Below are 20,741 nucleotides of genomic sequence, written 5' to 3' on the forward strand. Positions count from 1 at the left end.
TGCGGGCCGAGGAACGAGGCACGCGCCCGAAGCGGAACCGCAGACTCAGCCGATACACATAGAGCCTGAACCAGAGCTCAGGCCTTCGGGACGAGCCGGATCACCGGGAACTTGCGGTCGGTGTTCTTCTCGTACTCCTTGGCGTCCGGCCAGTACTCGGCCCAGATCCCGTAGAGCCGCTCCCAGTCGGGCTGCCCCGGCCGGACCACGGTGGTGCTCACGCGGATGGCCTCGTCCCCGATCTCGATGGTCGCCTCACCGGGGCCGTCCTCGATGTTCGCGACCCAGGCGGGGTCCTTGGGCGCGCCGCCGAGCGAGCCGGTGATGACGTAGGCGTCCCCGTCGGCCGCGGCCACGAGCGGCGTCACGTACTCCTTGCCGCTGACCCGGCCCACGTGGTGCAGCAGCACCAGGCGCTTGCCGGTGAAGTGCCCGCCCATGACGTCGTCACCCACGACGCCCGCGTTGGCCCGGAACGCCTCGATGACGCCACTGTTCATGTCTGCCATGTGTCCTCCACAGTCTTGGTCGGCCGCTCCGGTCGACTAACCGGACTTTACCCCGCTTACGCGATTCCCGATAGCATCCACGGATGAGTACACCGCTGACCTGGGGCACACCGCACCCCGAACGGGCCGACGCCGCCCGGAACCGTCAGCTGCTGCTCACCACCGCCCGCGAGCTCATCGCCGCGGACGGTCCCGACTGCCTCACGATGGACCGCCTCGCCGAACGCTCAGGGCTCGGTAAGGGCACCGTGTTCCGGCGGTTCGGCACCCGGGCGGGAATCTTCCAGGCGCTGCTGGACGACAACGAGCGCGCCCTGCAGCAGGAGATCCTCTCCGGGTCGCCGCCGCTCGGCCCGGGCGCGTCGCCGGTCGACCGCCTCATCGCCTACGGATCCGCCCGCATCCGGTTCCTCGCGGAGAACCATGAGGTCGCCCGGTCCGCGGTCGAAGGCCGCCCGACCAGCGGCCGCCGGCCGCCGCTGTCCCAGATCCACATCCGGGTCCTGCTCCGCGAGCTGGACCTGCCCGGCGCCGACGTCGACCTGCTCGCCGGGCAGCTCACGTCCGCCCTCGAGGGTCCGCTCCTGCTCCGGCTCTTCGACGGCCCTGAGGTGGACGGGTCAGCGCTCACCGACCGCTTCGAGGCCGGCTGGCGCTACCTGGTCGAGCGCGTCTGCGTCCCTGCGGTCTGACCGGCGCTTCGCTGACGGGCGACTCGCTGACCGGCACTCGCCGACCCGCGACTCGCTGACCCGCACCTCGCCGACCCGCGACTCGCTGACCCGCAGCTACGGGGCGCCAGCCGCCATCACGCGTGCGTCGGCGCCTCGTGGCGTGCGTGCTCGGCGGGCTCGAGCTGGAAGGTCGAGTGCTCGACGGACACGTCGAACTCGGTGGCGACGCAGCGCTGCAGGGCGTCCAGGACCGGGGGCGCCTGCCCGTCGCGGAAGCAGACGTCCCGCACCACCACGTGCGCGCTGATGGTCGGCAGGCCGGTGGCGACGAGGGAGGCGTGCAGGTCGTGCACCGACTCGACGTTCTCCACCTCCAGCAGCCGGGCCCGCACCTGGTCCAGGTCGATCCCGGCCGGCGTAGCCTCCAGCAGCACGTTCGCCGAGTCGGTCAGGAGCTTGGCTGCGCGGGGCAGGATCAGCACAGCGATGACGAGCCCTGCGACGGCGTCGGCGCGCTGCCACCCGGTGGTCGCGATCACGACGGCCGCCACGATCACCGCGACCGACCCGAGCGCGTCGTTCGCGACCTCCAGGAAGGCTGCGCGCAGGTTGAGCGACGCCGACCGGCCGCCCGCCAGCACCAGCAGCGCCACGACGTTCCCGACCAGGCCGACTATGCCGAACACCAGCAGGCCCGGCCCGGGCGCCTCGGCCGGACCGACCAAGCGGCTCACCCCCTCGACCAGGGCGTAGACGCCGACGGCGAGCAGCACGGCGGCCTGGGCCAGCGCAGCCAGGATCTCGGCCCGCCGGAATCCCCATGTCCGGCGCGGCGAAGGCGGCCGCAGCGCGAGCGACGCGGCGAACAGCGCGATGGCCAGGCCCGCGACGTCGGTCAGCATGTGTGCGGTGTCGACCAGGAGCGCGAGGCTGCCCGTGAGCACGGCACCCACCGCCTGCGCCACGAACACCGCTGCCGTGATCCCGAACGCGACCGCCAGTCGGCGCCGGTTGCTCTCGTCGCCGGCGGAGCCGTGCGCGCCATGGTGGTGCTGGTGGTCACCCATCTACTGCAGCCCTTCGCTGGTCGCCGTCGTGGCCGTGCTCGTCGTGGCCGTGCTCGTCGTGGCCATGCCCGTCGTGGCCATGCCCGTGCTGGTTATGGTGGTGGTCGTCATGGCCGTGGTCATGGCCATGGTCGTGCGCCAGCTCGCCCTCCCACGCCTCGCGGCCCTCGTGGATGGCGAACGCCGCGATCACGAACCCGGCGACGGCGTCCACCCAGCCCGCGCCGGTCAGCGCGAACACCACGAGACCGACCAGCGTCGACACGGAGAGCAGCACGCAGATCCGGGTCTCGGCGGCGTCGGCCAGGATCAGCGGGTCGGCCAGGGCCACGCCGACGCGGCGCTTGGCCTCCGCCAGGAGCGGCATGACGACGAGCGACGCGACCAGGAGCCCGATCGCGAGCGGCGACCTCTCCGGGGTCTCGCCGACCACGAGGCTGCGCACTCCCTCGACGGTGACGTAGCCCGCGAGCAGGAAGAACGTGACCGCGACGAGCCGGAGCGTGATCAGCTCCTTGCGCTCGTCGGCCTTGCCGTGCCGCAGGCGTGCGGACAGGCGGAGCCCCACCAGCACCGCCGAGATCGACTCGATGCCCGAGTCGATGCCGAACCCGATCACCGAGACGAGCCCCGCCGCGACGCCGGCGGCGATCGCGACAACGCCCTCGACGACGTTGTACGCGACGGTGAACTTGGCGAGGCGCAGACCCCGCCGCGTCAGCCGTTCCGTCGTCTGCTCCGGCGTCTCCACGCTCAGCTCCGCACCCGGCTGCGCGCTCATGACGCGACCGCTTCCGGCGCCGACGCGTGCGCGGCGGAACCGTCGACCCCGTAGACCGGGCACAGCGCGACGGCGTCGCCGGTCAGCGCGAGCAGCCGCTCGGCGGACTCGAGCACCGCGAGCGTCGCCTCCGGGTGCGTCAGCGAGAACACGGAGGCCCGGCCTTCCGGCCGGGACTCGACAAGTCCGCAGTCCCGCAGGCACGCCAGGTGCTTGGAGACCGTCGACTGCGCGAGGTCCAGGTGCCGGGTCAGGTCGACCACGCGGTGCTCACCGAGGGCGAGGTGCCGGAGGATCGCCAGCCGCGACGGGTCCGAGAACCCGTGGAACAGGCACGCCGCCACCGCCATCGCCGCGGGGCCGTCCGCAGCTACATCGCCATCCGCCTCTATCATCGCCATGGAGCGATGCTAGCAGCCGCGCCAGCCCCTTTCGAGGCCTAGGCCTTCTCCGCTCCGAACCCGCTGAGAGCGAATGAACCTCGGCCCCGAAGGAGGACCAGCCGCTACGCGACCGCCCGCGCGCGCCAAGACGCAGCCGTCGCGTCCAGGACTGCCGGCCACGGCGTCGGGCGGACGCCGAGCACGCTGCTGGTCTCGGCGGCGTCCGCGACGAACGGCCTGTCGAACTGGTAGAGCACGCCCAGCGCCTCCCGCACCAGCGGCACCGCGAGGCCTCCGGCCTGGAGCGCGATGCGCGGCACCCGCCGCAGTCGCGGCTCACCCGTCCCGGCCCGCGTCCCGAGCTCGCGCAGCACCTCACGGACGGTCGCGGGCGCGTTGGACGGCACGAGCCACGGCGAACCCCAGGCCCGGTCGTCGGCGCCGAGCGCGATGAGGGTGGAGACCACGTCGTCGACGGCGGTCCACGTGTGCGGCTGGTCCGGGTCGGCCAGGACGGACGCCGTCTTGCCCGCGAGCGTCGCGGCCGCGTACGTCGGCAGCAGCCCGTGCGACGCCGGGACGGTCGGCCCGATGTAGTCGGAGGCACGCGCCTCCGTGACGCGCACGCGCCCGGCCCGGTGCGCCGCGAGCGCGTCCTGCCAGACCCGCGCCCGAACCTCGCCGAGGGTGCTCGACGGCGCGAGCGGCCGGTTGCGGGTCATCGGCCCGTCGACCGGCCCGTAGCCGTAGAGGTTCCCGAGGCTGACGAGCACCGCGCCGGAGCTCTCGGCCGCGCGTAACACGGACGCCGCCAGGGGCGGCCAGCCGCGCTCCCATGCCGGGTACGGGCCGGGGTTCGCGCAGTTGTAGACGACGTCGACCCCGCGGGCGGCGTCGGCGAGCGCCGTCGCGTTCGTGGCGTCGAGGGCGATCCGCTGGACGCGGGGAAGGTCGGGGCCGCCGCCGGAGCGGGTCACCACCCGGACGGTGCGGCCGGCCTGGGACAGCCGGTGCGCGAGAGCGGCGCCGACGGGTCCGGCGCCGACGACGAGATGCGTGGTCATGGGCTCAGGGTGCCATCCATATTCGTCATACAGGTTCGCGACTTGTATGATCGCCTGAACACCCGCCGCAAAGGAGCGCCATGACGTACCAGCCCGACGCCATCCGGACCGTGCAGCTCTCGACCCTCACGCTGCCGCTGGCCACCGCCATCTCCGACGCCAAGGTCTTCACCGGCCGCCAGAAGCCGATGACCGAGGTCGTGTTCCTGCTCGCGGAGATCACCACGGAGCAGGGTTTCGAAGGGCTTGGCTTCTCCTACTCCAAGCGCGCGGGCGGCCCCGCGCAGTACGCGCACGCGAAGGAGGTGGCACAGGCCGCCGTCGGCGAGGACCCGAACGACATCGCCAAGCTGTACACGAAGCTGCTGTGGGCGGGGGCATCCGTGGGCCGCTCGGGGGTCGCCACGCAGGCGCTGGCCGCGATCGACATCGCGCTGTACGACCTCAAGGCCAAGCGCGCGGGCCTGCCGCTGGCCAAGCTGCTCGGCGCGCACCGCGACTCGGTACGCACCTACAACACCTCCGGCGGCTTCCTCAACGCGAGCATCGAGGAGGTCAAGGAGCGCGCGAGCCGCTCGATCGCCGAGGGCATCGGCGGCATCAAGATCAAGGTGGGCCTGCCCGACGGCGCCACGGACCTGGCGCGCGTCGCCGCCGTCCGCGAGCACATCGGCCCGGACGTGCCCCTCATGGTCGACGCCAACCAGCAGTGGGACCGCACCACCGCCCTGCGCATGGGCCGGCGTCTCGAGCAGTTCGACCTCGACTGGATCGAGGAGCCGCTGGACGCGTACGACGCCGAGGGCCACGCCGCGCTCGCCGCCGCCCTGGACACCCCGATCGCCACCGGCGAGATGCTCGCCTCCGTGGCGGAGCACGAGCGCCTCATCGCGACGCGGGCGTGCGACATCATCCAGCCGGACGCCCCGCGCGTCGGTGGGATCACGCAGTTCCTACGCCTGCTCACGCTCGCGGACCAGGCCGGGCTGGACCTCGCGCCGCACTTCGCCATGGAGATCCACCTCCACCTGGCCGCCACCTACCCGCGCGAGCCGTGGGTCGAGCACTTCGACTGGCTGGACCCGCTGTTCAACGAGCGGCTGGAGACGAAGGACGGCCGCATGCTCGTCCCGGACCGCCCGGGCCTGGGCGTCACGTTCAGCGAGCAGGCCCGCGCGTGGACGACGGACACGGCGACCTTCACCCAGGACTGACCCGGCGGTCCGCGAGGTAGAGCGCCTGTCCGGACACATGCTCTACCTCGGCGTTCCCCAGCCGGCGAAGTAGAGCGGGTGTCCGGACAGGCGCTCTACCTCGCGGGAGATGGAAGCATGAGCACATGGCCCAGACCCTGAGCGGCACCCTGGTGGAGTCGCTGCGGACCCGCATCGTCAACGGCGACATCGCCCCGGGCGAGAAGCTGCCCAGCGAGTCGCGGCTGGCGACCGAGCACGGCGTCAGCCGCACCGTCGTCCGCGAGGCGATAGCGCGCCTGAACCTCGAGGGCCTGGTCCATACCCGGCGGGGCAGCGGCAGCTACGCGCTCGCTCCCCCGGCCGACGACGCCGACGGCGCCCCGCCGCTCGCCCGCTCGCTGGCCGACCGGCTCGCCCTGGTCGAGTACCGCCTCGCGCTGGAGGCCGAGGCCGCCGCGCTCGCCGCGACCCGCCGGACGCCGGCCCAGCTCGCGGCGCTGGCCGACCGCCTCGACTCCCTCGCGTCGTCGGACGGCCACCCCGCGACCGCGATGCAGCACGACTTCGCCTTCCACCGGCACGTGGCCGAGGCCGCGGGGAACAGGTTCCTGCTGGAGGCCCTGGACCGGCTCGGGCCGCAGATGATCGCCATGCCGCGCGGCCGCCTCGACCGGCACGACGGCGGCCGCTTCGCCGCCGTCGTGCAGGAGCACCGGGCAGTGCTCGCGGCGCTGGAGTCGCAGGACCCGCTGGCTGCAGCAGCGGCGATGCGGGTCCACCTGGCGGGCTCGCGCCGCCGGCTGTTGCAGGAGTCCGGGGCGAACACCGAGTCCTGAGCCGCAGCACCAGCTTCAGACACGCTCGGTGGGTGGCCCACTCTCGGACGGACGCTCTGCGCCTGGTTGGTCAGGGGGGATCGTCCGGCGGTGGGTTCGATGATCCCGAATGCCACGCCTGCCAGAGCTTGCCGTAGACGCGTCTCGCGTTGACGAGCTCGTCGTGAGTGCCGATCTCGACGATCTCGCCGGCTTCCATGACAGCGATCCGGTCGGCGTCGTGTGCTGTGTGCAGCCGGTGGGCGATCGCGATGACCGTCCGGCCTTGAAGGACGGCCGCCAGTGATCGTTCTGTCTGGCGGGCGCTTCTGGGGTCGAGCTGTGCGGTGGCTTCGTCCAGGATCAGGGTGTGGGGATCGGCGAGGGCGACTCGTGCCAGGGAGAGTTGTTGGGCGCTGGCGCCGTCGAGGGTGATGTCGTGGCCGACCTCGGTGTCCAGCCCGTGGGGTAGGTCCACTACCCACTTAGCGCCGACGGCGTCCAACGCGGCTTGCAATTCTTGGTCTGTCGCGTCCGGCCGTGCGATACGCAGGTTGTCGCGCACGGTGTCGTGGAAGACGTGATGGTCCTGGGTGATGAGCACCACGTGCTCGCGCAGGACGTCGGGTGACAGGTCGGCAACCGGTGCACCGCCAATGGTCACCGAACCGGTGCGCGGGCGGTCGAGCCCGGCGAGCAGACGCGCGAGCGTCGGCTTTCCCGCTCCGGAGGTTCCGACGATGGCCAGCCGCTCTCCGGGCTCCACCAGCAGGTCGATCCCGTGCAGTACGTCTCGTGCTCCCGTGTAGCTGTAGTGAGCGTTGTTCACCCGGATGCGGTCGCCCTGGTCCTCGTCGCTGGCGTTGCCACCTCTGGTGTACTGCTGGGGCTCCGCCGTGGAGACGTCCGCCACGCCTTCGACTCGCGCGTAGGAGGCTGCGGCGCCTTGGAGCTGCTCGATCGAGTACATCAGGGTTTCGAGCGGACCGACGAGCTGACGCAGGTACACCGTCGCGGTCACCACGACGCCGAGGCTGACCAGGCCATCGGCGTACAGGATGCCGCCGATCAGGAGGACTCCGATCACGGGGAGCGCCAACGAGATCTCAGCCGAAGGGAAGAGGACCGTCCGCAGCCACAGTGTCCTCAGGTTCGCGGAACGTGCCCGGGTGATTGCGGATTCTGCCGCCTGTCTCCGGCGTTGTTCCAGGCCGAGCAGCTCGATCGTGCGAGCACCCTTGGCGGTGCCGGCGATGACGTCGGCCAGCTCCCCGCCGGATGCGGCGGCCTCCAGATAGGCGGGCCTCGCGCGGCGCAGGTACCAACGCACAGCCGTACCGACGCCGATCAGGCAGACGAGCCCGCACAACCCGAGCAGCGGGTCCAGGACGAGTACCGCGATCATGAGGAACAGAGCGTGGACGACCGCCACCATGACTTCGGGCACCGCGTACCGCAGGGTCGTCGCGACCAGGGAGGCATCGGTGCTCCCCCGCGCGATCAGGTCACCGGACGGCAGGTGGTCCGCGACGCGTGGCGGCAGCGCCAGGACGCGCCGTAGGAATCGTTCGCGGACGCGTGCTGCGGTCCGTTCACCGAACCGGTAGCCGAGCTTGAGCGCCCACCACGAGAGCACCGTCTGCGCGATGGTGAACAGCAGAGCGCCGAAGGCAAGCCGGTCCACCGCACTGAGCACATCGGTCGGTCCGGCCTGGATCGTGTCGATGATCCGGCCCAGCAGCCACGGACCGGCCAGCCCGGCCGCGGAGGCCAGTGCGTTGACCACGATGACGGCCGCCACGGCGCGGCGGTCCGCACCCAGATCACGGACCAGGGCGGCCCGGACGTCGCCGGAACCCGCGACCGGCAGGTGCCTACTCATCGGCCGAACCCTGGTCTTCGTCGCCGTCCTGGGCGCGGGACACCAGCTCGCGGTATGCGGGATCGCTGCGCAGCAGCTCGGCGTGCGTCCCGACCGACGAGGTCCGGCCGTCGACGAGGACGATGACCTCGTCGGCGCGGTCCAGCACGAGCGGCGACGTCGTCGTGACCACCGTCGTCCTGGTGCGCCTGGCGTCGCGGAGCCGGTCGATCATGGTCGCCTCGGTCTTGGCGTCGACCGCGGAGGTCGGATCCACGGCGAGCAGGACGTCCGGTGTGGCGTACAGAGCGCGAGCGAGGCGGATGCGCTGCCGCTGCCCGCCGGAGAGATCGCTGCCGTCGGCGGCGATCTCCGCGTCCAGACCGCCAGGCAGCGCTTCGACCACGTCGTCGGCCACGGCCGCGTGGAGAGCCGCGCGCAACCGGCTCTCGTCAGGATCCAGGCGTCCCGCGACTACCTCACGAACGCTGCCTGCGAACACCTCTGCATCGTGATCGGCGACGACCATTCGGCTCCTGAGCTCCTCGCGGGCGGCGCCGGTGATCCGCACGCCCGCCCATGTCACGCGCGCGTCAGGATCGCTGCACAGCCCTCCGAGTCGCTCGATCACCGCGAGAGTCTCCGCCGAGCGCGCTGCCACCAGCACCGTGAACAGGCCAGGGCGAACGGTGACGCCCGACGTGGGATCAAGAAGCGGGCCGCAGCCCGGCGGAAGCAAGGCCGGATGTCGGTCGCCGTCCTGAGCGACCGGCAGCTTGAGCAGGTCGATGATGCGCCGGGCAGCCACCCGGGCGCGGGCTATGTCCCCACCGCCCTCGATAAAAAACGCCACAGGAACCACCAGCACCGCGACATAGCCGTAGACCGCGACGACGTCACCGATCGTGATCTCCCCCGCCGCAGCCAGCCGCGCCGACAGCCAGACCACGGCAGCCAGGAACAGTGCCGGCAGACCGCCCGACAGCGCGCCGACCCAGCTCGAGGGCCCGGCGACCCGATAGCCGCGATCCACCAGCCCCTGTGACTGCAGCTCGTAGCGCTCGGCCACGAACGTCTTGCCGCCGAGGCCGTTGAGTACGCGAAGCCCGCCCAGCACGTCGACCAGCCGGGTCGTCAGCCGTCCCTGGTGCAGGCGGTACAACCCACCCGTTCGCTCGATCCGTCGCAGGAGGGGACCCACCGCGATGGCAAGCAACGGAACCCCGGCGAGGATCACCGCGGCCAACGGTGAGATGTTGAACAGCAGAACCGCGACGACAGCGTAGGCCACCACCGCGCCGACACCAGGCCCCGTGACCGTCAGCGCCTGCGCAACGATCTGGACGTCAGTGATGCCGACCGTCACCACCTCACCGGCGCTCACCCGACGCGGCAGCGAGGCACCCAGACGAGACGTGTGCCATACCGTCGTTCGGACCGAGCGAAACGACGCATCCATCCGGACCTTGGTCATCGTCCGGTGCCGCGCGATCGCCAGCAGCGCGTTCAGCACGCTGACCGCCAACAGAACCCCCGTCCAGCCGGCGACGACGGCGAGGTCGCGGGCGACCAGTCCGTCATCCACCACACGGGACAGCACCCAGGGTGGAATCGCGAGGCCCACCATCCAGCAGATCCCCAGCACCGCACCGGACGCGATGCGTCGTGCCTGCGATCGAGCGAGCCAGGCGAGGAAACGGAAGGGACCCCTCAGGTCACGGGCCGTCGGAGGAGACCACGTCTCGGTCGTGCGGTCCAGCCACTCACGAAGGCGCGCCATCTGTCACCTCCGTCGCTCGGCACCGTTGCTGACCATCCGACAGATCCTCGCAGTAGCACGTCGATAGAGGCACCCATTTGTGATCGGCTTCACAAAAGGACCGTCGCGCTCCTACCACCAATTGTCTTCAGGCAGTGAGTGCGACCTGAGTAGTCGTCCGGTCCACACCGGTGCAAGGTCGTTGCGCTGATCAGAGGGCCCAAGGAACGTTGACTGGGCCGCGTCATACGTTGGGCCGGTCGCGGACGACAGGCATGGGCAACGTGACAGATGCCAGCCCTCGCTCTCAGCGCGGGCTCGTCGAGCACCAGATTCCCACCGTCGCGAGTCGCATCGTTACGGGTGTGCCCTCGGGAGGCGGGCTCAGGTTGTGTTGCTGTGAGTAGACGTTGTCGACTCACAGCAACACAACCCGCAGTACACGTGTCGCCCCCCAAGCCTGCCCGACGCCTCCGCGAGACAGCGTCGCCGCAGCGCCCGCACCGCCGCGAACCAGCTAACGCGGCGGCTTGACCGCCAGCACCGGGTGGTCCGCCTGCAGCAGGATGCGCTGCGCCACCGACCCCATGATGAACTTCCCCACCGTGCTGCGGCGGCGCAGGCCGATCACGATGAGCGACGCGTCGTGCTGCTCGGCCAGATCGAGGATCTCGTCGGTGAAGTCGTCGCGGTGCGTGCCGCGCACCACCTCGGCCCGCACCCCGGCGTCGTCCGCCAGGGTGAGGACCCGGGAGAGGTCCTCCGTCGTCGCGACGGTCGTCTCCACCACCGACCCCTCGCGGGCCGAGTTCACGACGAGCAGGTCCTCGTCCCGGAGCCGGGCCTCGGTGATCGCCGCCTGCACGGCGGCCTCCCCGGCGGGCGTGGGCACGTAGCCAACGACGATGGTCATACTGACTCTTCCTCTCGGTTCTGCGCGGATCGGTCCTGCGCGGAAAGGTGCTGGGCCGCCCGCCGGTCACGGACGGACCGCACCAGGGGCAGCACGGCGACCACCACGAACACGACCAGCAGCGTCGCGGAGATGGGGCGGGTGAAGAAGCCGGCGGCCGACCCGTCGAACATCAGCAGCGAGCGCCGCAGGCTGGACTCCAGCAGCGAGCCCAGCACGAACGCGAGCACGAGCGGCCCGGGCTCGAAGCCGAACTTCTTCATCAGGTAGCCGATGGCTCCGAAGACGACGACCAGGAGCACGTCGAACACGGAGTTGTTGATCGTGTACGCGCCGATCATCGTGATCAGCGCGGTGACCGGCGCGAGGATCGCGGAGCGCACCCGCAGGATGCGGACGAAGACGCCCACCAGCGGGATCGACATGATCAGCAGCAGCACGTTGCCGATGTACATCGAGTTGACGACGCCCCAGAACAGCTCGGGGTGCTCGGTCACGAGCTGCGGGCCCGGCGTGATGCCCTGGATCAGCAGCGCGCCGAACATGAGCGCCATGGTGGCGTTGGCGGGGATGCCGAGGGTGAGCAGCGGGATGAACGAGCTGGTGGCGGCGGCATTGTTCGCCGTCTCCGGGCCCGCGACGCCCTCGATGGCGCCCTTGCCGAACCGGCTGGGGTCCTTGGCGCGCTTCTTCTCGGCGGCGTAGGCCGCCATGGAGGCGATGGTCGCGCCGCCGCCGGGCAGGATGCCGAGGAAGAAGCCGAGCACGGACCCGCGGGTCACGGCACCCGAGGACTCCCGCAGATCCTTCCGCGACGGCCAGACGTTCGCGATCTTGCCGGGCGCGTGCACGGCGCGGTGCCGCTCCTCCAGGTTGTAGAGGATCTCACCGAGGCCGAACAGGCCCATGGCGACGGGCACGAAGTCGATGCCGTCGGCCATGCTGAGGCTGTCGAACGTGAACCGTTCCGCGCCGGTGAAGGCGTCGCGGCCGATGGTGGCGAGCAGCAGCCCGATCGCCGCGGCGATGAGCGCCTTGAGCTTGGCGCCGGACGCGATCGTCGAGACCAGCAGGATGCCCAGCAGCGCGAGCGCCGTGTACTCGGGCGGCCCGAAGTCGAGGGCGAACCCCGCCACGACCGGCGCGAGGAACGTCAGCCCGATGATGGCGACCGTGCCGCCCACGAACGAGCCGATGGCGGCGACGCCGAGCGCCGTGCCCGCCCGGCCCTGCCTGGCAAGCGCATGCCCGTCCAGCACGGTGACCACCGAGCTGGCCTCGCCCGGCAGGCGCAGCAGCACCGAGGTGATGGTGCCCCCGTACTGGGCGCCGTAGAAGATCCCGGCGAGCATGATGATCGCGGTGACCGGCTCCACGCCGTAGGTCAGCGGGAGCAGGATGGCGATGGTGGCCGCCGGGCCGAGGCCCGGCAGCACACCGATGAGCATGCCGATCACCACCCCGATGAGGCAGTACAGGAGATTCGTCGGTTCCAGCACGACGGCGAAGCCGGCCAGGACGTTCTGCAGCGATTCCACGTGATTCCCTTGTGGGCAGTCAGATCAGAAGAGGTGCGGGACGTTCGTGCCGAGCGCCCCGACGAAGACCGCGTAGAGCGCGCCGACGACGAGCACCGAGTACAGGACGGCGGACCGCCACGACTCGCCGCCGAGGAGCTTCATCCAGACGAGGCTCAGCAGCAGCGCCGGGATCTCGAAGCCGATCACCGGCAGCAGGGCCACGAGCCCCAGGAGTGTCGCGAGGCCTGCCAGCGAGAGCCACGAGTACCGGGAGAACTTCTCGCCGTCCCCGCCCCGCCGTCCGACGACGACCTGGGCGAGGGACAGCACGACGACGGCGACGCTGACCGCGAGCGGCCAGAGCCCGGCCCCGGGCCGCGACGGCGTGCCGAGGCCCAGAGCCACCGCCGCCACGGCGCCCGCCACGCCGACGCCGGCGGTCACCAGGCAGGCGGCCAGGTTGGCGACCGGGCCGGCGGCGGGCGGCGCGACGTCGTCCACGGGCTCGACCAGCTCGGTGGTACCCACTGCTGGGCTCTCCACGACCGTCAGCCTTCCGCGAGGCTGATGTCGTACTCCTCGGTGAGCGCCTTGTACTTCTCAGCGAGCTCCGTCCACTCCGTGGTGACCTCTTCGCCGGAGATCTCGTGCGGCGTGAGCAGGTTGTTCTCGTTGAACTCCTGGTACGTGCCGGTAGCGATGGCGGCGTCGATCGACTCCACGAGCCGGGCCTTGACGTCCGCGGGCAGGCCCTTCGGGGCGGCAACGGCGCGGTACTGCGAGACGGGCACGTCGTAGCCCTCCTCGACGGCGGTCGGCACGTCCGGGAGGAACTGGTTGCGCTCGGCCGAGAAGGCCAGCAGCGGGACGACGTTCCCGGCGTCGATCTGCGACTTGGCCTCACCGAGCTGCACGGTGGCCACCTGCACCTGGTCGCCGACGACGGCGGTCAGCGCGGGCGAGCCGGAGTCGAACGGGACCGCGGTGCCCTCGACGTCGGCCTGCGCGAACAGGACCGCCTGCGCGAGCTGCGAGCCGGTGCCCACGCCGGTGGTGCCGTAGGTGACGTCGCCGGAGGCCTCCTTGAGGTCGTCGAAGGTCTCGAAGCCGGACTCTGCGCTGGCGAGCAGCACGTAGTCGTCCTGCGACAGGCCCTTGAGGACCTCGAGGTCGTCCAGGCTCACGGCCTCGTCCTCGGACACCGCGAGCGGGGTGATCGTGATGAGGGAGGCGTTGAGCAGGATCAGCTCGTGGCCGTCGGCGGGCTTGGCGGCGACCTCCTCGGTCGCGAGCGCACCGTTGGCGCCCGAGCGGTTGACCACGGGCACGGAGACGCCGAGGTCCTCGGCCATGCCCTCGGCCACGGCGCGGGCGATCAGGTCGGTGGAACCGCCGGCGTCCTGGCCCACGGTGAGGGTCACGGGTCCGGTCGGGAAGTCGGCGCCCTCGGCGTCGGACCCGCCGGCCACGTTCCCGCCGCATGCGGCGAGGGTCAGGGCGGCGAACGCCGCGCCGGCACCGAGGACGACCCTGCGGGTGCGCGGGGTCCTGTGGGCAGGAGTTGTCATCGCAGCTCTCTCCTCATTGAGATGGGGACACAAAGATCGGGTACCCGGATCGGCTCGAGAAGCCATATCCCGGTAGGTCGTTGAGCATAGGAAGCCCTTACGATGCCTGTCTAAGCCTCTTACTGCATTGCTTGATTCTCGGAATGCATCGAGCCCGGAAAGGCCATCGTGTACACCCTCGATCAGGTCCGCTGCTTCCAGGCCGTCGCGGAGGAGCTCCACTTCGGCCGCGCCGCGGAGCGGCTGAACATGACCCAGCCCCCGCTGAGCCGCCAGATCCAGAAGCTCGAACGCGCGGTGGGGGTGCCGCTCCTGGAGCGGGACAACCGGCACGTCGAGCTGACGACGGCGGGCGCCGTGTTCCTGGAGGAGGCCCGTCGCCTCCTCACCGCCGCCGACGCAGCCCCCGCGCTCGCCCGGAAGATCGCCGCGGGCCGGGCCGGCGTGCTGCGCCTCGGGTTCACCGCCGCGTCCGGGTTCAGCCTGCTGGGCACGCTCGTCCAGGAGATCGCCGAGTTCATGCCCGACGTCGACCTGGATCTCCAGGAGCTCGTCACGATCGAGCAGATCGAGGCGATCCGGCGCGGCGAGCTGGACCTCGCCCTCGGCCGGCCGCCGTTCGACCAGAAGAGCTTCGACTCGCGCCTGCTCCTCTCGGAGGACCTCGTGCTGGCCGTGCCGCACGGGCACCCGTTCGCCCGGCTGGACCGGCCCGTCGTCGTCGGCGACCTGCGCGACCAGGCGCTGATCGGGCACCACCCCACCAAGGCCCGCTACTTCTACGACATGGTGGTGCGCTACATCGACGTCGAGCACGCGAACGTCGTGCACGTCGTCAGCCAGATCCTGACCATGTGCTCGCTGGTCGCCGCGGGCCGCGGCGTCGCGTTCGTCCCGGAGTCGGCCCGGCTCCTGGGCCTGCCGGGCGTGACGTTCGTCGAGCTCGGCGACGTCCCCCACGGCGTGGTCGAGCTCCACGCCATCTGGAACCGAACCTCAAAAAACCCTGCCCTACACAGCTTCCTGACCTTCCTCCACCCACCCCACGACTAACCCCCTCGTTGAGTGCTGGGTATTTGCGGGTTCGAACCGTTTCGACCTCACAAATAGCCAGCACTCAACGCACGGGGCCGCGTGAGTGATGTTGTTGGGGTATCAGCCGATGCACGATGGGGCTTGGACAGGCATCGTTCGGGATTCTTAGGTTGGCGACCAGCACGCCATCGCCGACGTCTGTCACAGGAGGGGCCCCCTTGGCCACGTACGCACCCCAGGAGCTCGCCGTCGCCCTCAAGGACGGGCTGCTCTCGTTTCCCGTCACCCCGTTCACGGGGGACGGGCAGATCGACGAGGAGCGGTACCGCGAGCACATCGACTGGCAGTCGAGCTTCGAGATCGGCGGCCTGTTCGCCGCCGGCGGCACGGGCGAGGGCTTCAGCCTGACGCCGGAGGAGACGGCCCGCGTGGTGCGGCTCGCCGTCGAGACCGCGGCCGGACGCACCCCCGTGCTCGGCAGCGCGGGCGGCAACACCGCCCAGGCGATCCAGAACGCGCGGGCCGCCGAGGCCGCCGGCGCGGAAGGGCTCCTGCTGCTGCCCCCGTACCTGACCGAGTGCGACCAGGACGGGCTCCTGGAGCACGCCTCCGCGGTGTGCGGCTCGACGAGCCTCGGCGTCATCGTCTACAACCGCGGCAACGCCGTGTACTCCGCGCAAACCGTGGCGCGGCTGGCCGAGCGGCACTCGAACTTCATCGGGTTCAAGGACGCCATCGGCGACATCGAGCAGCTCACCCGCGTCTACGCCACGAACGGTGACCGGCTCTTCTACCTCGGCGGGCTGCCCACCGCGGAGACCTTCGCGCTGCCGCTGCTCCAGCTCGGCATGAGCACCTACTCGTCGGCCATGTACAACTTCGTGCCCGAGTTCGCCCTGGCGTTCTACCGGGACGTGCGGGCCCAGGACCACGCGGCAGTGACCGAGAAGCTGCGCCGGTTCGTCCTGCCCTATCTCGACATCCGCGACCGCGCCAAGGGGTATGGCGTATCCATAGTCAAGGGTGGGCTCAAGGCGGTCGGCCGGGACATGGGCAGCGTCCGCCCGCCCCTGCAGGACCTGACCGACCGGGACCTGAAGGACCTGGGCACCCTGATCGACGACGCCGGCGTCCGCTGAAACAGCACGGGAGAGAAACGATGACCACCACCGAGCTCACCGGACACTCGATAGTCGCCGGCGCGCCCCTGGCGGGCTCCGCGGGCACCTTCGCCGGCCAGGACCCGGCGACGGCGCAGGCCCTCGAGCCCGCCTACTCGCTGCTCGACGACGCCCAGGTCGCCCGGGCGACCGCCGCCGCGCAGGAGGCCTTCGCCTCCTTCTCCACGCTCGCCCCGGAACCGCACGCCCGGTTCCTGGAGCAGATCGCGGACAACATCGACGCCATCGGGCCCGACGTCGTCGCGCGAGCCATGCAGGAGACCGGCCTCCCCGCGGCCCGCCTGACCGGGGAGGTCGCCCGGACCACCGGCCAGCTGCGCCTGTTCGCGCAGGTCGTGCGGCAGGGCGACCACCGCGGCGTGCGGATCGACCCCGCCCTGCCCGACCGCACTCCCCTGCCCCGCGCCGACATCCGGCAGCGCAAGGTGCCGCTCGGGCCCGTCGCCGTATTCGGCGCGAGCAACTTCCCGCTCGCGTTCTCGACCGCGGGCGGCGACACCGCCTCGGCGCTCGCCGCGGGCTGCCCGGTGGTCGTCAAGGCGCACAACGCGCACCCCGGCACGGCGGAGCTCGTCGGCCGCGCGGTGACCGACGCCGTCGCCGAGTGCGGCCTGCACCCCGGCATCTTCTCCCTGGTCTACGGGCCTGGCAACGCCGTGGGCAAGGCCCTCGTGACGGATCCCGCGATCCAGGCCGTCGGCTTCACCGGCTCCCGCGGCGGCGGCCTGGCGCTGGTCGCCGCGGCGGCGGCCCGCCCCGTGCCGATCCCCGTGTACGCCGAGATGAGCTCGATCAACCCGACGATCCTGCTCGACGGCGCCCTGGCCGGCGACGTCGACTCCCTCGCCGCGGCGTACCTCACGTCGGTAACGGGCTCGTCGGGCCAGCTCTGCACGGCGCCCGGGCTCGTCTTCGTACCGGACGGCGAGCGCGGCGACGCGTTCGTCGAAGCCGCGGGGCGCGCCGCTGCTGCGGCCGCCGGCCAGACCATGCTGACGGCCGGCATCGCCGAGGCCTGGCAGCAGGGCGTGGATGCGCTTGCCGCCCAGGAGGGCGTGCGCCTGGTCGGGGCGGGCTCACCGGGCAGCACGCGCAACGCCCCCGCGCCCGCCGTCTTCGCGAGCGCCGTCCCGACCCTGCTCAGCAACCCCGTGCTGCAGGCCGAGATCTTCGGCGCCGCCTCGCTGGTGGTCCGGTACGCCGACGCCGCCGAGCTGCTGGCCGCCGTCGAGCGGCTGGAGGGCCAGCTCACCGTCACGCTGCACCTGACCGAGGACGACCGGGAGACCGCGACGGCGCTCCTGCCCGTCCTGGAGCGCAAGGCGGGCCGCATCCTCGCGAACGGCTGGCCGACCGGCGTCGAGGTGGGGCACGCGATGGTGCACGGCGGGCCGTTCCCCGCGACGTCGGACTCCCGCAGCACGTCCGTGGGGACGCTCGCCATCGAGCGGTTCCTGCGGCCGGTGGCGTATCAGAACCTGCCGGAGTACCTGCTGCCCGAGCCGGTCCAGCCGGACAACCCGTGGCACCTGACGCGGCGGGTCGACGGCGTGCTCGACGTGGTGCTGGGCGCCACCGAAACCGGGGCCGCCCGGTGAGCGCCCACCCCACGATCGCCGCCGTCGAGGTGGTGCCCGTCGCGGGCCACGACTCGATGCTGCTCAACCTGTCCGGCGCGCACGCCCCGTTCTTCACGCGGAACATCGCGATCGTCACCGACTCCGACGGCCGCACCGGGCTGGGCGAGGTGCCCGGCGGGGAGAAGATCCGGGCCACGATCGAGGAGGCGGGGCGGCTCGTCGTCGGCCAGCCGGTGGCCCGGTACCGGAGCCTGCTGCGCGCCGTCTCCGGCGCGTTCGCCGACCGCGACGCGAGCGGGCGCGGCCTGCAGACGTTCGACCTGCGCACCACCGTGCACGCCGTCACGGCCCTGGAGTCCGCGCTGCTGGACCTGCACGGCCAGGACCTCGGCGTGCCGGTTGCCGAGCTGCTGGGCGACGGCGTCCAGCGCGAGAGCGTGCCGATGCTCGGCTACCTCTTCTACGTGGGCGACCCGGACGCGACCGACCTGCCGTACCTGCGCGGGGACGACGAGTCCGACGCGTGGGGCCGGCTGCGCCGCGAGCAGGCCCTGACGCCCGACGCCGTCGTGCGGCTGGCGGAGGCCGCCGCCGCGCGGTACGGCTTCACGGACTTCAAGCTCAAGGGCGGCGTGCAGGCGGGCGACCTGGAGGTCGACGCCGTCGTGGCGCTCAAGGAGCGGTTCCCCGACGCCCGGATCACGCTCGACCCGAACGGCGGCTGGCCGCTGGCGGACGCGATCCGGCTGGGCAGACGCATGCGCGGCGTCGTCGCCTATGCCGAGGACCCGTGCGGCGCGGAGGGCCGGTTCTCCGGCCGGGAGGTCATGGCGGAGTTCCGCCGGGCGACCGGCCTGCCGACCGCGACCAACATGATCGCCACGGACTGGCGCGAGATGGCGCACGCGGTGCGTGCGGGCGCCGTCGACATCCCGCTGGCCGACCCGCACTTCTGGACCATGGCCGGCTCCGTCCGCGTGGCGCAGCTCTGCCACGAGTTCGGGCTCACCTGGGGGTCGCACTCCAACAACCACTTCGACGTCTCGCTGGCCATGTTCACGCACGTCGGCGCGGCCGCGCCCGGCGCGATCACCGCGCTGGACACCCACTGGATCTGGCAGGACGGGCAGGGCCTGACGACGGCGCCGCCCCAGATCCGCGACGGCGCCATCGCGGTGCCGACGACGCCAGGCCTCGGCGTCGAGCTGGACCGCGACCGCCTGGCCGCCGCGCGCGAGCTGTATCTCAAGCACGGCCTGGGCGCCCGCGACGACGCGCTGGCGATGCAATACCTGGTGCCCGGATGGGAGTTCGACCCGAAACGCCCCTGCCTCGTCCGCTGACTACCCCGTTGAGTGCTGGGTATGTGTGCGCTTTCGGGCCCGAGACCCACAAATACCCAGCACTCAACGCTGCTAGATTCGTGGGGTGTTCTGGACCGCAGCCGAGAGCTACAGCATGGAGGCGACGCGCTCGCGTCGTCGTGCCCCGCTGTACGGCGCGGACGAGGACCGCCGCGAGCTGCATCCCTGAGTGACGGAACGCCCGCGCCCGCACGCCGTCGTGCCGGCGCACCGCCGCCCGTCCGTCACGACCACCAGGGAACCACCATGCGCTCTTCCGACCTGTCCTCTGTCCTGCCATCTGCCCTGCCCCCGACCGGCCACCCGGCGATCGACTGGGCCGCGCGGCACATGCCGCTGCTCGACGCGAGCTTCGCCGACGTCGGGCACCTGTTCGACGGCCTCCGTCTGGGCGTCTCCATCCACGTGGAGCCCAAGACCGCCGTGCTGTGCCGGCGGCTGCTCGCCGCGGGCGCCCGCGTCACGATCACGGGCAACATCGGCACCACCGTGCCGGACACCGTCGAGGCGCTCCGGGACCTCGGTGCCACCGTCCTGGGCGGCCGGGACGACACCCCGGCCCAGCGCTCCCGGCACCTCGAGCAGATCCTCGCGGCCGAGCCCGACCTGATCCTCGACAACGGCGGCGACCTCATCACCCGCCTGACGCAGGGCGCGCCGCGCTCGCCCCGGTTCCTCGGGGCCACGGAGGAGACGACGACGGGCGGACTCCGGCTGCGGCAGCTCCCCTCACCGCCGGACTTCCCGGTGGTCGTCATCAACGACAGCAGGCTCAAGCTGCTGGTCGAGAACGAGTTCGGCGTGGGCCAGAGCATCGTGCAGGGCTTCATGAACGCCACCAACCTCATGGTGCCCGGCGCCCGCGCCGGCGTCGTCGGCTACGGGCCGTGCGGCAAGGGTGTCGCGGACACGCTTCGCGCTCTCGGCGCCCGGGTCACGGTCGCCGAGCTCGACCCGTTCCGCGCGCTCGACGCCCTCCTGCGGGGCCACGAGGTTGCGGACCTGCCGGACCTGCTCGCGGCCTGCGACCTCGTGTTCCTCGCGACCGGTGCCCGCGACGTGATCGGCGCCGCGCAGCTCGAGCACCTGCGCGACGGCGCGATGCTGGCCGGCGTCGGCCACGAGGGCCGGGAGATCGACCGAGCGGCGCTGGCCGCCGCGACGGCCGAGACGACCCGGCTCTCCGCCGCCGGCCAGGACCGGGACGCCCGCGTCCGGTACCGCCTGCGGGACGGGCGCGAGATCGTGCTCCTGCACGACACGCACATGCTCAACCTCACCGCGGCGTCGGGCAACCCGATCCAGGCGATGGACCTCGGCTTCGCGCTCCAGGCCCGCAGCCTCGCCGCGATCGCGGCCGGGGAGGCCGGGCCGGCGGGGGTGTCCGCCGTGCCCGAGCCGGTCGACCGCGTGCTGGCCACGTCCCTGGTCGGGCTGCTGTCCGGACGGCGGTGACCCGCCGGGCGGGACC

At 71.8% G+C, this 20,741-nt stretch carries 19 protein-coding genes; 8 read left to right on the top strand and 11 right to left on the bottom strand.

Annotated elements, in window-relative coordinates; all coding sequences use genetic code 11:
- Positions 1-77 precede the first annotated feature (77 nt).
- The gene (locus ACFO6V_RS01920; RefSeq protein WP_377131601.1) at positions 78-509 is read right to left on the bottom strand and encodes a nitroreductase/quinone reductase family protein; all 432 of its coding nucleotides are present in this window, start codon (positions 507-509) and stop codon (positions 78-80) included.
- A gap of 83 nt (positions 510-592) precedes the next feature.
- Here ACFO6V_RS01920 and ACFO6V_RS01925 point away from each other — a divergent pair, with 83 nt between their 5' ends.
- Positions 593-1,201 (top strand): TetR/AcrR family transcriptional regulator, encoded by a 609-nt coding sequence (locus ACFO6V_RS01925; protein WP_377131603.1) that lies wholly within the window; start codon positions 593-595, stop codon positions 1,199-1,201.
- A gap of 116 nt (positions 1,202-1,317) precedes the next feature.
- On the opposite strand, the gene ACFO6V_RS01930 is transcribed toward ACFO6V_RS01925, so the two are convergent.
- The 4 genes from ACFO6V_RS01930 to ACFO6V_RS01945 all read right to left on the bottom strand — a co-directional run bounded on the left by ACFO6V_RS01930 (position 1,318) and on the right by ACFO6V_RS01945 (position 4,478).
- The gene (locus ACFO6V_RS01930; RefSeq protein ID WP_377131605.1) at positions 1,318-2,250 is read right to left on the bottom strand and encodes a cation diffusion facilitator family transporter; all 933 of its coding nucleotides are present in this window, start codon (positions 2,248-2,250) and stop codon (positions 1,318-1,320) included.
- Complete coding sequence (locus tag ACFO6V_RS01935) at positions 2,243-3,031, bottom strand: cation diffusion facilitator family transporter (RefSeq protein WP_377131607.1); 789 nt, start codon at positions 3,029-3,031, stop codon at positions 2,243-2,245. The genes ACFO6V_RS01930 and ACFO6V_RS01935 overlap by 8 nt, the downstream gene beginning before the upstream one ends.
- On the bottom strand, positions 3,028-3,432 hold the full coding sequence (locus tag ACFO6V_RS01940; RefSeq protein WP_377131609.1) for an ArsR/SmtB family transcription factor: 405 nt from the start codon (positions 3,430-3,432) through the stop codon (positions 3,028-3,030). Before ACFO6V_RS01940 ends, ACFO6V_RS01935 begins: the two co-directional genes overlap by 4 nt.
- Positions 3,433-3,536: 104 nt before the next feature.
- Positions 3,537-4,478, bottom strand: a complete 942-nt coding sequence (locus tag ACFO6V_RS01945; protein WP_377131611.1) for an NAD-dependent epimerase/dehydratase family protein — start codon at positions 4,476-4,478, stop codon at positions 3,537-3,539.
- Between the two features lie 80 nt (positions 4,479-4,558).
- Here ACFO6V_RS01945 and ACFO6V_RS01950 point away from each other — a divergent pair, with 80 nt between their 5' ends.
- Positions 4,559-5,692, top strand: coding sequence for an L-talarate/galactarate dehydratase (locus tag ACFO6V_RS01950; protein WP_377131613.1), 1,134 nt, complete (start codon positions 4,559-4,561; stop codon positions 5,690-5,692).
- Between the two features lie 125 nt (positions 5,693-5,817).
- Positions 5,818-6,510: a FadR/GntR family transcriptional regulator gene (locus tag ACFO6V_RS01955; protein ID WP_377131615.1), complete on the top strand. Its 693-nt coding sequence runs from the start codon at positions 5,818-5,820 to the stop codon at positions 6,508-6,510.
- Between the two features lie 70 nt (positions 6,511-6,580).
- On the opposite strand, the gene ACFO6V_RS01960 is transcribed toward ACFO6V_RS01955, so the two are convergent.
- From ACFO6V_RS01960 to ACFO6V_RS01985, 6 genes are all read right to left on the bottom strand, one after another.
- Positions 6,581-8,371, bottom strand: a complete 1,791-nt coding sequence (locus tag ACFO6V_RS01960) for an ABC transporter ATP-binding protein (protein WP_377131617.1) — start codon at positions 8,369-8,371, stop codon at positions 6,581-6,583.
- Positions 8,364-10,130 (bottom strand): ABC transporter transmembrane domain-containing protein, encoded by a 1,767-nt coding sequence (locus tag ACFO6V_RS01965; protein WP_377131619.1) that lies wholly within the window; start codon positions 10,128-10,130, stop codon positions 8,364-8,366. Before ACFO6V_RS01965 ends, ACFO6V_RS01960 begins: the two co-directional genes overlap by 8 nt.
- Positions 10,131-10,626: 496 nt before the next feature.
- A complete protein-coding gene (locus tag ACFO6V_RS01970) occupies positions 10,627-11,022 on the bottom strand; it encodes a universal stress protein (protein WP_377131622.1) in 396 nt (131 codons plus the stop codon).
- Positions 11,019-12,560 (bottom strand): tripartite tricarboxylate transporter permease, encoded by a 1,542-nt coding sequence (locus ACFO6V_RS01975; protein WP_377131624.1) that lies wholly within the window; start codon positions 12,558-12,560, stop codon positions 11,019-11,021. The genes ACFO6V_RS01970 and ACFO6V_RS01975 overlap by 4 nt, the downstream gene beginning before the upstream one ends.
- A 24-nt stretch (positions 12,561-12,584) precedes the next feature.
- Complete coding sequence (locus ACFO6V_RS01980) at positions 12,585-13,085, bottom strand: tripartite tricarboxylate transporter TctB family protein (RefSeq protein ID WP_377131627.1); 501 nt, start codon at positions 13,083-13,085, stop codon at positions 12,585-12,587.
- A 5-nt stretch (positions 13,086-13,090) separates the two neighbouring features.
- Positions 13,091-14,110, bottom strand: coding sequence for a tripartite tricarboxylate transporter substrate binding protein (locus ACFO6V_RS01985; RefSeq protein WP_377131630.1), 1,020 nt, complete (start codon positions 14,108-14,110; stop codon positions 13,091-13,093).
- A gap of 168 nt (positions 14,111-14,278) precedes the next feature.
- Between ACFO6V_RS01985 and ACFO6V_RS01990 the strand changes: the two genes are divergently transcribed.
- The 5 genes from ACFO6V_RS01990 (at position 14,279) to ACFO6V_RS02010 (ending at position 20,725) form a co-directional block, all read left to right on the top strand.
- Positions 14,279-15,163 carry a LysR family transcriptional regulator gene (locus ACFO6V_RS01990; protein ID WP_377131632.1) on the top strand — a complete coding sequence of 295 codons (885 nt, stop codon included), beginning with the start codon at positions 14,279-14,281 and terminating at the stop codon, positions 15,161-15,163.
- A gap of 200 nt (positions 15,164-15,363) precedes the next feature.
- On the top strand, positions 15,364-16,284 hold the full coding sequence (gene kdgD / locus ACFO6V_RS01995; RefSeq protein ID WP_377131634.1) for a 5-dehydro-4-deoxyglucarate dehydratase: 921 nt from the start codon (positions 15,364-15,366) through the stop codon (positions 16,282-16,284).
- Positions 16,285-16,304: 20 nt separating this feature from the next.
- Entirely contained in the window at positions 16,305-17,924 is a 1,620-nt protein-coding gene (locus ACFO6V_RS02000) for an aldehyde dehydrogenase (NADP(+)) (RefSeq protein ID WP_377131637.1), read from the top strand.
- Complete coding sequence (locus ACFO6V_RS02005; protein WP_377131639.1) at positions 17,921-19,249, top strand: enolase C-terminal domain-like protein; 1,329 nt, start codon at positions 17,921-17,923, stop codon at positions 19,247-19,249. The genes ACFO6V_RS02000 and ACFO6V_RS02005 overlap by 4 nt, the downstream gene beginning before the upstream one ends.
- Positions 19,250-19,516: 267 nt before the next feature.
- On the top strand, positions 19,517-20,725 hold the full coding sequence (locus ACFO6V_RS02010) for an adenosylhomocysteinase (protein ID WP_377131641.1): 1,209 nt from the start codon (positions 19,517-19,519) through the stop codon (positions 20,723-20,725).
- Positions 20,726-20,741: the final 16 nt, after the last annotated feature.

This window comes from Promicromonospora alba (assembly GCF_042654905.1).
GTDB lineage: Bacteria > Actinomycetota > Actinomycetes > Actinomycetales > Cellulomonadaceae > Promicromonospora > Promicromonospora alba.

Coding starts and splice junctions, on each gene's coding strand:
- ACFO6V_RS02010 (WP_377131641.1), top strand. CDS start 19,517: ATGCGCTCTTCCGACCTGTCCTCTGTCCTGCCATCTGCCCTGCCCCCG.
- ACFO6V_RS01955 (WP_377131615.1), top strand. CDS start 5,818: ATGGCCCAGACCCTGAGCGGCACCCTGGTGGAGTCGCTGCGGACCCGC.
- ACFO6V_RS01920 (WP_377131601.1), bottom strand. CDS start 509: ATGGCAGACATGAACAGTGGCGTCATCGAGGCGTTCCGGGCCAACGCG.
- ACFO6V_RS01970 (WP_377131622.1), bottom strand. CDS start 11,022: ATGACCATCGTCGTTGGCTACGTGCCCACGCCCGCCGGGGAGGCCGCC.
- ACFO6V_RS01965 (WP_377131619.1), bottom strand. CDS start 10,130: ATGGCGCGCCTTCGTGAGTGGCTGGACCGCACGACCGAGACGTGGTCT.
- ACFO6V_RS01940 (WP_377131609.1), bottom strand. CDS start 3,432: ATGGCGATGATAGAGGCGGATGGCGATGTAGCTGCGGACGGCCCCGCG.
- ACFO6V_RS01945 (WP_377131611.1), bottom strand. CDS start 4,478: ATGACCACGCATCTCGTCGTCGGCGCCGGACCCGTCGGCGCCGCTCTC.
- ACFO6V_RS01935 (WP_377131607.1), bottom strand. CDS start 3,031: ATGAGCGCGCAGCCGGGTGCGGAGCTGAGCGTGGAGACGCCGGAGCAG.
- ACFO6V_RS01930 (WP_377131605.1), bottom strand. CDS start 2,250: ATGGGTGACCACCAGCACCACCATGGCGCGCACGGCTCCGCCGGCGAC.
- ACFO6V_RS01985 (WP_377131630.1), bottom strand. CDS start 14,110: ATGACAACTCCTGCCCACAGGACCCCGCGCACCCGCAGGGTCGTCCTC.
- ACFO6V_RS02000 (WP_377131637.1), top strand. CDS start 16,305: ATGACCACCACCGAGCTCACCGGACACTCGATAGTCGCCGGCGCGCCC.
- ACFO6V_RS01925 (WP_377131603.1), top strand. CDS start 593: ATGAGTACACCGCTGACCTGGGGCACACCGCACCCCGAACGGGCCGAC.
- ACFO6V_RS01950 (WP_377131613.1), top strand. CDS start 4,559: ATGACGTACCAGCCCGACGCCATCCGGACCGTGCAGCTCTCGACCCTC.
- ACFO6V_RS01960 (WP_377131617.1), bottom strand. CDS start 8,371: ATGAGTAGGCACCTGCCGGTCGCGGGTTCCGGCGACGTCCGGGCCGCC.